The following is a 15,040-nucleotide window of genomic DNA, read 5'->3' on the forward strand; positions in this document are numbered from 1 at the left end:
CGTTCTCACGCGATTGACATGGCCTTTAGACCCTCCAGAGGTCCATTCGCGGGTGACGCCGGCGGTGACAGCGTCGAAGTCCTAGCGAAAGAACGCGGCGAAGTTTGCGACAGGAGAACGTCGGACTGTTCGGCCTGGCGGATCCAGGCAGGCAGCAGCTGGCCTCGTCGGTTGCGGACGAGGTCGTAGAAGCCCGGGCGAGGTCGCAGGCCCGCGCGATGTCTGGGCACGCCAGGCCGGGCCTGATCAAGGTGCTCGACCTCCTGGGTGCTGAGGCGCCCGCAGGGCCTCATGATCCAGGAGGTGACCCGGCGCGGACTCGGGATTTCCGCTGGTGCGGCCGGGGTCGTGCCGGCCTTGAGGGTTCGCCGGTAGGGCGTGAGCGTCGAGTAGCCGCCGCGGAATCCACGCTCGCGGATCTGCTGGAACAGCGTGCGGCCGTTGGTGATACCGGCGGCGTACTGCTGCCGCAGGAAGGGCTTGAAGACGTCCAACTGCTCGGGGCGGCGGTCTCGGGCGCTGTTGAGGACCAACTTCTGTCCCCAAGGGGCGTTCGGACAGGACACGGTGATAGGTCGAGTACACCCTGCGTCCCCGCCATAGGCAGCCCGGGTATCACGGCGGTCGTCCGAGGCCACAGCATCGACTAACAACAGTGCAGCGGTGACACTCACGCCCTCCAATCGCACATCGCTCCTAGGAAACAGCACGTCTTCGATCGAGGCCCCGTGATCGAGAACTGCCCCGAGCGAACGTTGCTGCATTCATGCTCTGACCTGGGATTTCACGGAATCGCGGCCAGAACCTTTTTCGGGAGATCCCCGACACGGCCAGCCGGTTGCACACCAGCACAACACACCAGGTCGGGCAGGGAGAACTTCCGTGGGCTCGGCCGGGTGTGCGCACCTGAAGGGGGACCTTCGTGTCCGTTTCTTCTTCCGTCCGTCGTCTGACCGCCGCCGTCGTGGGAGCGGCAGCGCTGCCGGCGTCGGTTGCCCTCTACGGCAAGTCGACGGGCACCATAGCGCGGCGAGCTCTGCAGCAAAGGTGGGGCTTTATGCGGTGGGGCTTTATGCGGTCGGGTCCGTCTGGTTGGTGTAGGGCCTCGTGAGCGTCTCGTGTGGGGTCTTGTACGAGGGATTGCTCCTCCAGTGAGCCGGGGGCGGCTCGTTCCGGGGCGGCGGGGCTGTTGGCGCTTTGCGGTGGCGGTGGCGGGCTGTGGTCGTCGGAGGTGCCGGCTCCGGCCGGTGGTAGGCGCAGGGCGAGCAGGGCGGTGTCGTCTCCGTGGGGGGCAAGGCGTTGCAGGAGTTGGTCGCAGAAGTCGTCGATGGTTCGGGCGTGTGGTTGGCGGGCGAGGAGGGAGGCGTGGTGGCGGAGTCTGGCCATGCCGGCGTCGATGGGGCGTTCCCGGCTCTCGACGAGCCCGTCGGTGTAGAAGAGGACGGTGGCCTCCGGGGGGAGTTCTTCGAGCGCGTCCGGCCAGGTCAGGCCAAGGTGCAGGGTGGAGCTCATTCCGATCAGCGGCCCGTGCCCATCGGTGAGGAATCGCGTTGCTCCGTCGGACGTGATCAGCAGTGGCGGGGGGTGACCGGCGTTGACCCAGTGCAGCTGCCACGGTCCTCCTTCAGGGCCTTCGATGCAGGCGAAGATCAGCGTCGCCATGGGTGCGTCGCTGGTGTGGGTGACCGCCTCGTCCAGCTGGCGCATGATCAAGCTGGGTGGCTTCACGTGGGTCCAGGCCAGAGCGCGCAGCATGTTGCGTACTTCGGCCATGTGGACCGCGGCTTGCAGGTCGTGCCCCACCACGTCTCCGATGACCAGGGCCATGACGCCGTCGGCGACCAGGAAGGCGTCGTACCAGTCACCCCCGATCTCCATGGCATGCTGCGCCGGCAGGTAGCGCGCGGCCATGCGCAGGTGGTCGACTTGCGGCAAGGGTGCCAGTAGCTGGCGTTGCATCGTCTCCGCGACGTTGCGCTGCTCTTCGTAGAGCTGGCTGTTGTCCAGCACCAGTGCGAGGCGGCGCCCGATGTCCGCGAGTAGCCGGATCTCGGCCTCGGAGGGGGATTTTGTGGCTTGCGCCACCGTAAGGACGCCGTAGTACCGCCGACGGGAGCGGATTGGTATCGCGGTGGCCCAGCGGCCGCCGAGCCGATCGAACAAGATCCGGTGGCTGGCCGCGAGCGGCACTCCGGCATCGCCTGGGTCGGTGGGCTGGACCAGGACCGGCTGATCGCCGCGGATGATCTCCAGTCCTTGTTGCATTGCAGGCAGTGGGAGAGGCCCCGTCAGTTGTCTGGCGCGATTCGGATGGGCGGGACTGCGCACCGCGACACGTTGCAGGATGCCGGAGTGCGCGTCGATGAGGTCGACGGAGGCCCAGTGGCCGAGTTCCGGCACCAGCAGGGGAAGCAGTTTTCGGGCTGCGGCGGTGGCGTCCATGCCCGACATCAGGACCGAGGAGACCGCAGCGAGGAGGTTCAGCCGGCCGGTGAGCGCCTCCAGAGCGGCAGTGTGGGCGATTGCTCGTTCTTCGGCGTCCCGGTGCAGGCTGAAGTCGTTGAAGACGATCACCAAGCCGTCGGGCCTGCCCTCCAGCAGCAGTGGTGTCGCCGACCAGATGATCGGCACCAGCACCCCGTCACTGCGCAGGAAGTACTCCTCACTTCCTTCGACCGTGTCCCGGCTGCCCGTCAGCGGAGACAGCATCAGGCACCGCTCACGCGGAACGAGAGTGCCGTCGGGGCTGCGGTGGAGCAGATCATGCGCGTCGTGCCCCACGATCTGCGTTGCCGGCCGGCGCAGCAGACGCTCCGCCCACGGATTGACGTACGTGATCAGCCCGGCCGTGTCCGTCGTGAAGACACCGGTGCCCAAGTCGCGCAGGACGGCGCTCGCGAAGCCGGGATTCAGCTCGCCGCGCGAACCGGTCATGGGATACCACTCCTCGAGACCAGGCTCTCAGAAGCCGCTCAGAAAGCGCATGGTGCTCGCCGAGGCGCCGGTGACCGGTGGACCAGCACAGCACCCGGGGCGGCGGTTGCTCAGGGGCGACGGGCCTCCTGGTTACCGGACCGGCTGAACAGCACGGACCGTACCCCCAAGTGCTCACTTTCCTGCCAGCCCAGCCCCCTCGTACAGGTCGCGGGGAAGTCACACGGGAGGCAACCGTGATGTCTCATCACAGGGGGACTCTTCGGTTTGTCTGTCAACAATCTGTGATCACCGCTGGCGCGACTATGGGGGAGTGCACCGTGGCGGTTGCCTTCAGCGCACGTATGAGCCTTATCGGCTGCCGTCCGATTGCTGTAGCTGGATCTGAGAGCTGTACCAGGAGGGATCGTGTCTCGTGCCTTTCGAAGGAGCGGCGCTGTTTGCCGACGGCGCGAGCCGTGTTCACCTAAAAGCGCTGTTTGAGCATGAGCGCCATGGGGCGCAGAGGCCGGGGTTCAGGCTGCAGCCCGGCCTCGGCACGACGGCGGTCCCTGGTTGCAGCCGGGTCAGGAAACGCTCCACGTCCGCAGTTGGCGGCCGATCAGCCCGACTCCCAGGGTGCCGGAGGCCGCGTCGCGCACGAGAGAGACGGCCTCCTTCGGCGGGTAGTCGAGCCGGCGCCCGTTCAGGGCCAGGTACGCCTCGGTCGAGTGCCAGGCAAAGGCCTCGTTGGAGTGCTCCAGGCACGGCAGCTTGGCCAGTGTCTGGAGCAGCGCGGCTGCCTTGAGATACGCAGAACCGTAGATGTCGCGTTCCATCGCCCTGGCGTTGACCCGGCAGGCCGCCGCATAGAGCGGCCCGTAGTCGTCCACCTGGGGATCACCGGGCAGCAGCTCCGCGGCGTGCAGCAGGAAGGCCACGTCCAGCGGGTGGAGCGGTTCGTTCTGCGTCACGCCGCGTGACCCCGCTCATGCTGCTCCTCAAGATCACGCCGCGCTTGAAGCTCCGCCTCACGCTGCTGCGCCCCGGAACCGGCCGGGTCGGCCCCCTCGGCAAAAACGTCACCGCTGTACGACATCGACGCCCTGAACGCCTCAAGGAAACGCTCCTCCACCGCGGTGGCCCGGGCGTAGGCAGCCGAGAGGATGTACTCCTGCAGGCTGACACCCTCCTGCTTCGCCGCGGCCTCGATCGCGGCACGCTGGGCTGGATCAGGAAAGCGCAGGTTCATGGCCTTGGTCATGGTACCGATGGTACCGCCGGTACCACGGCTCGGGCAGCCCCCAAGCCCAGCCCGCGCCAACTCGCTGGGCTTTGTCGCGGTGACGATTGACGGGCCATGCTGCGCACTGCGACGGGATGTTTCTCGCGCTGTTCGCGTCGCTCCTGTGCCAGTGCCCCAGCCCGCCGGCTTCACGGGCGGGCCCTGGGCACGCCACTGCTCGATCTCGGCCGCCTTCTGGGCGGCGGCTCGCGCGTGAGGACTCGGCGGATCACCCGCGGCGGCAGGCTTCGCCATGGTTACGACTGGGCGGTCTCGGCCGGCCAGGCCGGCCCCAAACCTCGTCCACGCGGCACGAGCGTTCAACGCGATGCCCCGGCCCGCATCGCCATCCTGACTACGCGCCACTGAGCGGGATGCACATGCGGGTGAGACGTGTCCCCGGCGTAGGTGCCGTGTCGCGCTTCTCGGGCGCACACTTCGCCTATGGCCGGGATGGGGGTGCTGTGCTCTCGGCCCGGTGGTCGGCGAGCGCTGCCGCCCTGGTCAGAGGGACTCGGTGGGGACGGGTGGCATGCGGCGGGCGCCGGGTACCCGGCTGGTGTAACGCAGTGCCGGACTGGGAGCAAGGGAGGCGTCATGACTCAGCACGTGCGGGACATCATGACCAGCCGACTGGTGACGGTGGAGCCGCAGGCATCGGTGACGGCCGTGGCACAGAAGATGCGGGACGAGGACATAGGCGCCGTCCTGATCATCGAAGGCGACGAGCTGCGCGGCCTGGTCAGCGACCGCGACCTGGTGGTCCGCGCGCTGGCGGAAGGCGACGATCCGAAGCAGACCACTGTTGCCTCTGCCTGCAGCAGTGAAGTGATCACGGTGACACCTGACGAGAACCTCGATCACGCCGTGGAACTCATGCGCGAGCACTCCATACGCCGTCTCCCGGTCGTTGAGGAGGGCCACCCGGTGGGCATCATCTCGCTCGGCGACCTGGCGATCGAACGCGATGAGGAGTCGGCCCTGGGCGACATCAGCGCCGCCAACCCGAACCAATAGCCCTACCAGAGGCAACAAAGGACAGCGTCGACGTGCGCTACGTGGCGGGAGAGAGCGCCTCCTTGCGAGGCTGGAGGCATCCGCGCCGGCGCTGACGCGCCGCTGGCCCTCTCCCGCGGCTCCGGAGGCCGCCGCGTACGCCTCGGTGACAAGTGGGGACCGCGTATTCGCTGCACGACCTGGCCCTGCTGCTGCGACGGGGCGGGCTTGTGGGCGGGGATGACGTCGCCGACTCGGAGCTCATCGAGTGCTACGGCGGTGGGCCAGAGGTATGGCCGCGTCAGGGCGGTGGACCGGAGTGCTGGACGGCGCCCGGGGAGCTGCCGCCTTTATGGTTCCGGAAAGCAGGCGGGCCTGACCGCGGGGAACCTCCGCGTCGGCCCGTGCGGCTGGGCGCCCAGTCTTTGGATGTGGGGCGCGGCGAGCAGTGCGGTAGCCCGCCGCGCACCTCGGTGGGCACGTGGACCTCGTACTTCTGCTACGCCGCGACCGCTCATTGGCCGGGTGCGGCGCATCGAGCCAGCTTGAAGCACAGTCCTCCACCCGCCCGCCGACCAGTGCGCCGCGTCGTGCCCACCCGACGCGGCTACGGTCACACGCTCAGGAGCCTGGCTGCGGGCTGGTGTGGCGGGCCAGGGCCGCGCGCAGTTCCGCTCGCAGCACCTCCGGCAGTGCCGCGCCCTGGGCGTGTTTGAGGATCTGCTCGGCGACGTCGAACAGCTTGATGTTGGTGTGCTGGGAGGCCTCTCGCAGCACGGTGAAGCCGTCCTGCGGCGTGATCTGGCTCAGGACCGTCAGGACGCCGATGGCCTGGTCGATGACGGCGTGGGAGGCGAGGGCCTGGTGGAGCTGTCTGTTTTCGGTGCGCAACCGTTGGACCTCGTACCGCAGACGGTCTTCTTCTGTGGCGGGGGTTGCGTCGTGCGCGGGGGAAGTCATGAACTCATCCACGAAGGCGAAGGGGCGCGGTCATGCTGTGCGCCTGCCCGGCATTCCCCTTCAGCATCCACCCGGCCGCGGCCAGGCACGACGTGCGGGTCCTCCGGACGGCCGCCCGGAGGACCCACACGAGGGGCTTGATTCCGAACCCCGCGCAGTCGCGGGTAGCCCGTTCCGGCTCTGCTCATGCCTCGCGACACCTGGAGACGGGTGAGGGCCCGAGGTTCGACGAAGGAGATCCGGGCCCTCACGTCGCGCATCCCCGGTGGGGCAGGGATGTTCATGGCGCGATGCCGTGCTCAACGACCGGCTCATGCGCAGGTCACGCGGCTCGACGGGAGCGGGCGCGGATTGGTTGCCGGGGAGAATGGGGCCGTCGCATGGGTGAACCGCAGGTGGCACGGGCGGGGAAACCGTGCCGCCGAACCCCCGCTCCAGGCTTCAGACCCCGAGTCCGGGGCGGGACGGCAATCGCCGACCTGGTCCGTCTGGTCGTGCCCGCAGGGGAACCAGTCCTGAGGATGGCGGCGTCGCGGCCGAATCAGGCTCAGCCGCGGCTCCACCCGCTGCACAACATCCATCATGGGTGCCCGGCGGCCACGAGGCACACACACGCTGAACGGGTGGTCCTGCCTTCCGACGGCCCTGCCAGCGGCTGTATCACTCGTCTCGGGCTCTCGTCCCGCCCTGGACGAAGCTCCCTGCACCTCGGCGGCCGTGGCATGTGGCGGGCGGCGGATCAAACGCCAGATGTTCGGACGAGCCAAGCTCCCACTACTCCGCACACGTGTCCTCCTCACCGCAGCACAAGGCGGCCACCGCCATCCGCTCTGCCTGATAGAACTGCCTCATGAGTTCGAACGACGACCAGATCGCGCAGGTCGAGCACCACTTCGGAATCCGGTTTCCCCAGGACTACCGGGACTTCCTGGGCACCACAGGGAGCCTGAGTCAGTTCGTTCCTCCCGCTGACGACTTCCTGGTGATCGACGCGCTGGACGAGCTCATCGGCAACAACGAGGCCGGTGAATTCCAGAAACGCTTCCCCGGTGCCGTCGTCATCGGCGGAGACGGAAGCCGCGAGCTGCTTGCCTACGACTTTCGCCAGAACCCCCCGCCCCTGGTGACACTCGACGTCTCCTCGGAAGACTGGTCATCCGCCATCCACCAGGCAACATCGCTGGCCGCCCTGTTGAAGCACTTCCCTCAAACCGGGTGGAAATGGGACGAAGCCGATCCCTCGCCCTCCTGACCACTGCCCTTACGGAATGTGTGCCAGAACCCGCCGTACACCGACGATGGCCCGTCACTCGTCCTCCGGCGCCGCGAGCAGCGAGCTACTGGTCGAAGTGCACCGCTCAGTGCACACGGTGGGGTTTGTGATGCGCGATATGCAGGCGGGTCTCGGCGATGAGGTCGTCGTGCCCGGTGGACTGACGGGCGTCATTCAGCGGGCCGTCGTCCAGGGCTTTGAGCGCGGTCTCGGGTGTTGTCTCGGGGGTGAGGGTGGCGGTGATGCCCGCGTGCAGGCGGGCAGGTCGGCCGGTGAGACGGACCTTTGCCCTCTCGAAGCCGGGCAGGGATCCTGCTTGGGCTGCGATCGCGTCGGTGAGTGCGCTGTGGCGGAGTTCGACGCCTGGCTGGGCATGGTCTGTGCCGACGGTCACGCGTGAGGGGCGCTGTCGGCGGAGCTGGGCGAGCAGCCACCACAGAGCGAGCAGGGCGATGAGGACGAGGGCGGCGATGACGGCGGGCCACCACCAGCCCTGGCTGCTCCAGCGGGTTCGGTCTGCAGAGCTGAGAAGGACGTCGTCGGGCGCTGTCAGGGGCCAGCCGGCGGGTGGCGTCAGGCCGAGTCGCCGGTGGAGATCACACCCGGTGGCGATGATCAGCAGCCCGCCGCCGAGCAGCATCAGTCCGATGAGGGCCAGCAGGATGCGATTGAGGACGGGTTGCGGCGTCATGGTGCACACTCCGGTGCCGAGTGCTCACTTGGTGCTGCGCCGTCGCACGCGGACGACGATCCGCGGCGGGCGGGAGAGGGCGAGCCGGTCGCGTGCGTCATCAAGGGCGTCGGCGAGGTCGGTCTTCACCTGCCCGGGATCGCGGAAGTGGACGTCCGCGCGGGCCAGGATGCGTTGCCGGCGCAGGCGGATACGTGCGTTGCGGACTCCGGGCACCCGCAGGGCGGCGTCGCGCAGGAGTAGGGCGGCGCTGCGGCGGTCCAGTTGAGCCCGCATCGCGGCCGGGGACCGCATCGGCAGCAGGCGGCGAAGACCGGGGCTGAGTGCCAGGGCGAGCAGCCACACGCCGACGGCAGCCGCGAGGGCGGCGCCGGCGAGCATCCACACGTCGTCCACGGGACGGGTGGCCAGGGCGTGGGCCAGCTCCTGTCGCCAGGTTGCTGCCGGGCGCCCCGCCCGGACGGCGATGACGTCGACCAGGGCTGCACCTGCCGCCACCAAGATCACGAACGCGGCCGCCGCAGACACCAGTCGCCGCGCCGACCACGGACGGTGGGTGGCGTGCCAGGTGTCTGGGCCGCTTCCTGTTGTGCCTGGTGGACGCGTGTGGGTTTCTGGCTTGCGCAGCGCGTTCGCTGCGGGGCGGGGGTCCTGCGGCGCATCCCACGGGCTGGACTGGGGAGGGTGGGGGTCGTGGATCATGCCGGTCCTCCTTTGCCGGCTGCGTCTGGGCGACGAAGCCGGTCGGTTCAGCGGACGCGGGCCCGGCGCTTGGCGGAGGCGGTCACCAGGCGGCGGATGGTGAGGGTGACCTCGTCCACATGCATACCGGTCACCTGGGCCACCCGGTCGGCGACATCGTGCTGGATCTGCTCGCAGACGAGCGCAAGGTCGGCGGGATAGGGCAGGTCCATTGCCAGGTGGAGGCGTACCGACCCGCGGTGGCTGATGACGGAGGCGTTGGGTGCCGCTGCCTGGCCACGGTCGGGCGGGATGGCCGCCCGATGCAGCTGCGCCACACGGCCGGCCTGAGCAGCGACGCGGGCGACCACCTTGTCCGGGATGACGGTGGCGCCCCGTTCGGCTGGCGCCGGCAGCGCGACCTGGTGCGCCGGTGGGCCGTTTCCAGGGGAGGCGGCGGGGGTCACCGTTGCCTCCGCGTGCGCAGGTCCAGGTCGCCCTGCAGGACCAGGCCGGCGAGCAAACCGGCCGCACCTAGGACCAGAACCAGCAAGAAGGCCCAGAAGCCGCCGAAGTACCCGGCGAAGCCCAGCGCCATCCCGGTCACCAGGCCTGTCGTGGCTGTGTTCATGACTCACTCATCCATCTCCGGCGCGGAGATCTCTCGGGGTGATCCGCCGCCGTACCGGGCCGCGGGCGATCACCTGGGCGAGGTCACCTCACGCGCCCCTGCAGTTCGTCGGACTCCTCTTCCTCTTCGGGCAGGTGGACATCGTCGATGGCGATGTTCACCTCGACGACCTCCAGCCCCGTCATCCGCTCAACCGCGGTGATCACGCTGGTGCGCGCGTCGCCGGCGACGTCGACAATGGAGACGCCGTACTCGACGACGACGTCGAGGTCCACCGCGGCCTGGCTCTCGCCGACCTCGACCTTCACCCCTTGCGTGACACCACTGCTCGTGCCGGGGACCCGCTCGCGCATCGCTCCGAGCGCCCGGGCCATCCCGCCTCCGAGCTTGTGGACGCCTGGGACTTCGCGGGCTGCCATACCGGCGATCTTGGCCACCACACCGTCCGCGATGGTGGTCTTGCCGCGTGTCAACGCCGGAGCTCCGGGCCCGGTCTTTCCCTTCAGAGTGCTTTCGCTCCCACCGGTGCCGACATCGCGGCCGGTGGCGATGCTGTTCTCCGTCATGACGGATCGCCTCGATCGGTCTTCGTGTCTCTGCAACAGGCCCGTCGAGAACGTTGGACGTCCAGGGCGGCGCACTCATCACATCTATCCGATGTGATGTGCATCACATGCAGGGTGGGGGTAGGCGGAAGGTCCGGAGCCGTGAGCAGAGGCGGCATGAACGAACGGACTGATTCTGCACCGCAGAGCGACCTTCCGGACGGCGTGCTCACCGTGCGCGCCGCCGAGGGAGACGACGACGCTTTCGCCGTCCTCATCCACCGTCACAGCCAACCTCTGTACACCTTGGCGTACTACATGATCGGCAACGCCCAGGACGCCGAAGAAGCCGTCCAGGACGCCTTCGTCAGCGCCTGGCGACGCCTGCCCGACTACCGCCACGACTCCGAGTTCCGTACGTGGATCTACCGGATCACCGTCAACCGCTGCCTGACCATGCGCCGCCGCGGACGGCCGGCCATCCCTCTGGAGGCTGTTCCCGAGCCGGCGACGGACGATGGGTGGGACTCGCCCGCCCGGGCCGCCGAGCAGAAGGCGGCCGCGGCCGCCCTGGCCTGCGCGCTCGGTAACCTGGAAGGCGGCCAGCGACTGTGCTGGGTCCTTCGCGAACTGCAAGGACTGTCCTACAAGGAGATCGCCCACGTAACCCATGCCAGTGAGCCCACGGTGCGCGGCAGACTGTTCAGGGCACGCCTGTCGCTGAAGGAGGCGATGGCCCCATGGCGGTAGACCACCCCCTCTCGCCGGACGAGGAACTCACCTGCGGCAGGCTACTCAGCCAGGTCTGGGACCAGGCACTCAATCCGGCACCCGCCGAGGATCCGCACACCATGACGTGCCCCTCCTGCCACGAGGCCATCGCCTCACTGGCCGCCTTGAAGGCGGCAACGCGCGCCCTGCGCGGCCAGGCCCCTACCTACCTGCAGTCCCTCGCCCACGGCGTCATGAACATCGTCCGGTCCGAAGCCCGACTTGGCCGCCTGCTGCCCCTGGCCGATCCGGTCCTGGATCTCCGGATAGCCGAGAGTGCTGCGGCGAAAGTGCTGCGCCAGGCCGCAGACAACGTCCCCGGCGTGCGAGCCGCGGCCTGCCGACTGGCCCCCGCAGACAACAGCGACGCCGCCGATGGCGTAGCGGTGGCACTGACCCTGGCTGCGAGCCTCGACCGCCCGCTCCCCGAGCGCACCGACGAAGTGCGCCGAGCGGTCATCCACGCTGCCGAGCGCACCATCGGCCTGCACGTGACGGCCGTAGACATCACCGTGATCGAGGCTCTGGACCCTCCGCACACTCCCGACCCCCCCAGCCCGGGCAGCGCACCCCCGGAGACCCGTGATGGCCGCCCTCGGCACGGCTGACCTCATCACCGCCGCAGAGAGGGCGGCGCTCGCGACTCCCGGCGTGACCGGTCTGCAACCCTTCCTGGCCCGCCGTCTGACCGAAGCCGTCTCGCCCGTATTGCCGCCGACCATCCCGGAGCGCGCACAGACCTCGGCAGGCGTGCGCGCTGAGCACGCACCGGGCGGGTCGGGATGGTCTATCGAGGTGCGCTGCATGGTGATGGTGACTGAAGGCCACCGCGTGCTGGATACCGCCCGCATCGCCCACGACCAGATTCAGTCCGCTGTCCAGGCCCACCTCGCCGAGCACGGCGCCCAGGACCCGGTGACCGTCACTGTTACGGTCACCCGCATCACGGTCCCGCCCGCTGGGCGAGTGCCATGAGGGTCAGCAGACGAGCCTCCCGGGCCGACCCAACGGATGCTCTCGGGAGGGGGTCTGCGGCGGGACACGTCTGTCGGCTGCTCCAGTGCCGCGAGCCATCAGCCGATTCCCGTGGCCCGGCCCGCTGAACCGGGGGATGAAGTGCGCCTGTCACCGGGCCGGGCTCGGGAAAGGTGGTCGGGCTCTGAGGCGGAAGCTGAGCGCCGAGCGTGCCTCTCCTTTGAGTGCACGCTTGCGCGGACTACTTGGACGCATTCTTGCGTCCACTCCTCCAGCGCGGCCAGCAGGACGCCCCGACCTCGTTCAGAGCGAAGGAGTCTGCGCATGGATCGGCATCGGCCGCCAGGTCCGTGACGGGCAGGATGATGTCCTCAGCCAGCCGCAACAACAGGTACGGCGCCTGAACGGCCCTCGTCCGATCGACGCCGGTGACAAATGCTCGTCGTGCCGCTCCTAGCCCTCGTCGTCGGCCTGGTCTTCGTGACCTACCGCCCCCCGGTGCTCGCGATGCCGCTCACGCTCGGACTGACCGGTGCCGGCCTCCTGGCTGCCCTCGGGTCGCCGACCCGGCCCGCCCCCTCCCGTTGACGGGCCCCTGACGTACGCTCCTGCCGAACATCACGAGAACGCGGGAGGGGCGCATGGAACGTCGTGCGTTGATGCTGGCCATGGGCGGATTCGTGGGGGCAGGGGGCGGCGCGGCCGTGCTGGGCGCGCCGCCCGCCGCGGCCGCCGGCGGCGGGGCCGTCGTGGACGTCACCGCCTACGGCGCGAAGGGCGACGGCACCACCGACGACACCGCCGCCTTCCGGAGCGCCCTCGCCGCGGTGAAGGCCGTACCGGGCGGGGCCACTCTGCTGGTGCCGCCCGGCACGTACCCCGTCGGCGTGAGCCTCGTCCTCGCCGCCGGCACCACCGTCTCCGCGTACGGCGCCCGCATCGTGCGCATCACGGACAGCGGCGCGCTGCTCAAGAACTTCGACTCGGTCACCCCCACGTACGGCTACTCGGGCGCGGGGAACATCGCCGTCCTCGGCGGCACCTGGGACATGCGCGGCGCCCAGTTCAGCAAGCAGAGCGACGCCATCGGCTTCGCCCACTGCGAAGGCGTCCTGGTGAAGGACTGCACCTTCGTCGACACCCCTTCGGCGCACGCCGTCGAGCTGAACGCGGTCCGGAACGTGGCTGTCGTGAACTGCGTCTTCGACGGCCACCACCCCGGCGACGGCGCGAGCCTCACCACCAAGGAGGCCGTCCAGATCACCTGCGCCACCGAGGGCAACCTGCCCGCCCCCGCCTACGACGCCACCCCCTGCGAGGACATCCTCATCACCGGCTGCACCCTGCGCGCCGGCACCACGACCGGGCCGTTCGGCGCCCTGTGCGGGGACCACTGGGGCGCCAAGGGTGTCTTCCACCGGCGGATCAGGGTCATCGGCAACACGGTCGAGAAAAGCGGCGCGTTCGGCATCCGCGCCGCCGACTGGCAGGACGCCGTCATCGCCGACAACACCGTCACAGACGTCGCCCTCCACGGCATCTACCTCAACTCGCCCCAAGGCAACGGCCTCAGCGGCATCACCGTCACCGGCAACACGATCCGCGGAGTCGACGGCAGCAGCGGCATCTCCGCCACCGTCGCCGCCGGCGGCGCCCGACACCGCGACATCACCGTCTCCGGCAACACCGTCGAGTCGGTGAAGGGCGAGGCCGGCATCTACGCCGCGCAGACCGACGGCCTCGCCGTCACGCGCAACACCGTCACCACCACCCTTCGCCTCACCCCCACCGGCAACTGCCAGGGCATCCACGTCCAGAGCTCCCCGAACGCCGTCGTCTCCCGGAACAGCCTCACGGACATCCAGGGCGACGGCATCGGCGTCGACAGCGGCTCCACCGGCACCCTCGTCGCCGACAACACCGTCCTCACCACGACCGGTCCCGGCATCAACACGGGCGTGAACGGCGCCACCCTGCGGGGCAACCGGATCACCGGCGCCACCGGCTACGCAGTCCGGGTCGGCGGCAACGCGGTGGGCACCTTCGTCCAGTCCACCACCGTCGGCGCGGTCACCGGTGGCGCCTCGGGGGCCGCGATCGGCGTGATGGCGGGCTCCAGCGGCACCTGGCTGGTCGGCAACGACCTCACCGCCCGCGGCTCCGGCACCCCCGCGATCACGGACAACGGCACGAGCACCACCCCCGTACAGAACACGATCTGACCTCCGGCCCCATGTGCGCCGGCCCGGCCGGACGGGACCGGGCCGGCGCCGCCGACGGGGAGGGCGGTTGCGGTATCGGCGGCTCAGGGGACTGGGGTGCCGAGAAGGCGCAGGGGTGCTGGTCCTGCCGGGCACTGTGGGGGAGTGGGGGAGGCGGGCGGCTGGTGCCGGGGCCGGCGCCGGCTGCCACGTCCCGGGGACATGGCTGCAGCGTGGCTGGGCCCCCGCGGCCGCGGTTCCGGCCCCGGCCTTTGCCTCGGCCTCTGGAGACTCGGCCACGCGCCCGGGTTCGGTCTGCTGCTGGGTTCGGCTACCCGACTTCCACCGTCTTCAGCGTGTGCTGCGCCCACTCCAGTCCAAGGCCGGCGCCGTGATCGCCTGGACCTGGTCTCGCTGCACAACCCCGGGCAGGCACACACGGGGGACCGGGCCGCGCTGTACCGCACGATCCGGGACACCTTCGCCGGGCTGGAGGAAGAGGTGGCCACCGGGCACATCGCCGGATACGGAGTGGCCACCTGGCGCGGCTTCGCCGACGACGGCTTCTCCGTGCCGCTGCTGACCTCTCTGGCCCGAGAGGCGGCCGGCGGGTCCGAGCACCACCTGACCGCGATCCAACTGCCGGTCAGCCTGGTGAGCATGACACCGATCGAGCTGGCCCTGGCCGGCCGCGGACCCCTGCGGGCTGCCGCCGCTGCGGGACTGCGGGTGATGGCCTCGGCGCCCCTGCACGGCGGCGAGCTGGTGGAGATGGTCGGCAAGGACCTGATCGACCTGATCCGCCCAGGCCTGACCCCTGCCCAGGCGTGCCTTCTGGCAACCGCGTCATGCCCAGGAGTGACGGACATCCTCGTGTCCGCCTCCAGTGCGTCGCACTGGCATGCGGCAGCCGACGCGCTCGCCGAACCGGTCCTGGACACTGCCCGACTACGGGAGATCGCTGGTGTACTGGCCTCCGTCTGATCCAGCCGTCGAGCAGCGCATGCGCGCCCACCACCATCGCGCGGCCAAGGCCCTGGCCGCCACGGTCGAGCCGGGCGACGAGTGTTCTGAGTAGTTGCGCGGACGCCGGTTTGAGTACCCCGGCCGGTGTGCCG

General features: G+C 69.6%; 18 protein-coding genes. 8 read left to right on the forward strand and 10 right to left on the reverse strand.

Annotated features, from left to right (window positions below; translation table 11 throughout):
• Positions 1 to 5: 5 nt before the first annotated feature.
• The 4 genes from JK361_RS38410 to JK361_RS38425 all read right to left on the reverse strand — a co-directional run bounded on the left by JK361_RS38410 (position 6) and on the right by JK361_RS38425 (position 4,177).
• Positions 6 to 764: a hypothetical protein gene (locus JK361_RS38410; protein ID WP_201827355.1), complete on the reverse strand. Its 759-nt coding sequence runs from the start codon at positions 762 to 764 to the stop codon at positions 6 to 8.
• 235 nt (positions 765 to 999) lie between these two features.
• Positions 1,000 to 2,934 carry a SpoIIE family protein phosphatase gene (locus JK361_RS38415; protein ID WP_201827357.1) on the reverse strand — a complete coding sequence of 645 codons (1,935 nt, stop codon included), beginning with the start codon at positions 2,932 to 2,934 and terminating at the stop codon, positions 1,000 to 1,002.
• 566 nt (positions 2,935 to 3,500) lie between these two features.
• Entirely contained in the window at positions 3,501 to 3,887 is a 387-nt protein-coding gene (locus JK361_RS38420) for a fic family toxin-antitoxin system, toxin component (RefSeq protein ID WP_201827358.1), read from the reverse strand.
• Positions 3,884 to 4,177, reverse strand: a complete 294-nt coding sequence (locus JK361_RS38425) for a type II toxin -antitoxin system TacA 1-like antitoxin (RefSeq protein ID WP_236054554.1) — start codon at positions 4,175 to 4,177, stop codon at positions 3,884 to 3,886. The genes JK361_RS38420 and JK361_RS38425 overlap by 4 nt, the downstream gene beginning before the upstream one ends.
• Positions 4,178 to 4,795: 618 nt before the next feature.
• Here JK361_RS38425 and JK361_RS38430 point away from each other — a divergent pair.
• On the forward strand, positions 4,796 to 5,215 hold the full coding sequence (locus JK361_RS38430; protein WP_201827360.1) for a CBS domain-containing protein: 420 nt from the start codon (positions 4,796 to 4,798) through the stop codon (positions 5,213 to 5,215).
• 600 nt (positions 5,216 to 5,815) lie between these two features.
• Here the strand turns inward: JK361_RS38430 and JK361_RS38435 are convergent.
• Positions 5,816 to 6,154 (reverse strand): ANTAR domain-containing protein, encoded by a 339-nt coding sequence (locus tag JK361_RS38435; protein WP_201827362.1) that lies wholly within the window; start codon positions 6,152 to 6,154, stop codon positions 5,816 to 5,818.
• A gap of 850 nt (positions 6,155 to 7,004) precedes the next feature.
• Between JK361_RS38435 and JK361_RS38440 the strand changes: the two genes are divergently transcribed.
• The gene (locus JK361_RS38440) at positions 7,005 to 7,406 is read left to right on the forward strand and encodes an SMI1/KNR4 family protein (RefSeq protein ID WP_201827364.1); all 402 of its coding nucleotides are present in this window, start codon (positions 7,005 to 7,007) and stop codon (positions 7,404 to 7,406) included.
• A gap of 106 nt (positions 7,407 to 7,512) precedes the next feature.
• Here the strand turns inward: JK361_RS38440 and amaP are convergent, their stop codons facing one another.
• The 5 genes from amaP to JK361_RS38465 form a co-directional block, all read right to left on the reverse strand.
• A complete protein-coding gene (amaP, locus tag JK361_RS38445; RefSeq protein WP_201827366.1) occupies positions 7,513 to 8,118 on the reverse strand; it encodes an alkaline shock response membrane anchor protein AmaP in 606 nt (201 codons plus the stop codon).
• A 24-nt stretch (positions 8,119 to 8,142) separates the two neighbouring features.
• Positions 8,143 to 8,616, reverse strand: coding sequence for a DUF6286 domain-containing protein (locus tag JK361_RS38450; RefSeq protein ID WP_307787438.1), 474 nt, complete (start codon positions 8,614 to 8,616; stop codon positions 8,143 to 8,145).
• A gap of 251 nt (positions 8,617 to 8,867) precedes the next feature.
• Positions 8,868 to 9,266: an Asp23/Gls24 family envelope stress response protein gene (locus JK361_RS38455; RefSeq protein WP_201827368.1), complete on the reverse strand. Its 399-nt coding sequence runs from the start codon at positions 9,264 to 9,266 to the stop codon at positions 8,868 to 8,870.
• On the reverse strand, positions 9,263 to 9,430 hold the full coding sequence (locus JK361_RS38460) for a hypothetical protein (RefSeq protein WP_201827369.1): 168 nt from the start codon (positions 9,428 to 9,430) through the stop codon (positions 9,263 to 9,265). Before JK361_RS38460 ends, JK361_RS38455 begins: the two co-directional genes overlap by 4 nt.
• A gap of 83 nt (positions 9,431 to 9,513) precedes the next feature.
• The gene (locus JK361_RS38465) at positions 9,514 to 9,996 is read right to left on the reverse strand and encodes an Asp23/Gls24 family envelope stress response protein (protein ID WP_201827371.1); all 483 of its coding nucleotides are present in this window, start codon (positions 9,994 to 9,996) and stop codon (positions 9,514 to 9,516) included.
• A 156-nt stretch (positions 9,997 to 10,152) separates the two neighbouring features.
• On the opposite strand from JK361_RS38465, the gene JK361_RS38470 reads away from it, so the two are divergent.
• From JK361_RS38470 to JK361_RS38495, 6 genes are all read left to right on the forward strand, one after another.
• Positions 10,153 to 10,725: an RNA polymerase sigma factor gene (locus tag JK361_RS38470; RefSeq protein ID WP_201827373.1), complete on the forward strand. Its 573-nt coding sequence runs from the start codon at positions 10,153 to 10,155 to the stop codon at positions 10,723 to 10,725.
• The gene (locus JK361_RS38475) at positions 10,716 to 11,354 is read left to right on the forward strand and encodes an Asp23/Gls24 family envelope stress response protein (RefSeq protein WP_201827375.1); all 639 of its coding nucleotides are present in this window, start codon (positions 10,716 to 10,718) and stop codon (positions 11,352 to 11,354) included. The genes JK361_RS38470 and JK361_RS38475 overlap by 10 nt, the downstream gene beginning before the upstream one ends.
• Positions 11,332 to 11,721, forward strand: coding sequence for a hypothetical protein (locus JK361_RS38480; RefSeq protein WP_201827377.1), 390 nt, complete (start codon positions 11,332 to 11,334; stop codon positions 11,719 to 11,721). The genes JK361_RS38475 and JK361_RS38480 overlap by 23 nt, the downstream gene beginning before the upstream one ends.
• Positions 11,722 to 12,165: 444 nt before the next feature.
• Positions 12,166 to 12,309 (forward strand): hypothetical protein, encoded by a 144-nt coding sequence (locus JK361_RS38485; RefSeq protein WP_201827379.1) that lies wholly within the window; start codon positions 12,166 to 12,168, stop codon positions 12,307 to 12,309.
• Between the two features lie 53 nt (positions 12,310 to 12,362).
• Positions 12,363 to 13,943 (forward strand): right-handed parallel beta-helix repeat-containing protein, encoded by a 1,581-nt coding sequence (locus JK361_RS38490; protein WP_201827381.1) that lies wholly within the window; start codon positions 12,363 to 12,365, stop codon positions 13,941 to 13,943.
• 480 nt (positions 13,944 to 14,423) lie between these two features.
• Positions 14,424 to 14,906, forward strand: coding sequence for an aldo-keto reductase family protein (locus JK361_RS38495; RefSeq protein ID WP_307787439.1), 483 nt, complete (start codon positions 14,424 to 14,426; stop codon positions 14,904 to 14,906).
• Positions 14,907 to 15,040: the final 134 nt, after the last annotated feature.

It is taken from the genome of Streptomyces musisoli (assembly GCF_016741855.1).
Lineage (GTDB): Bacteria > Actinomycetota > Actinomycetes > Streptomycetales > Streptomycetaceae > Streptomyces > Streptomyces musisoli.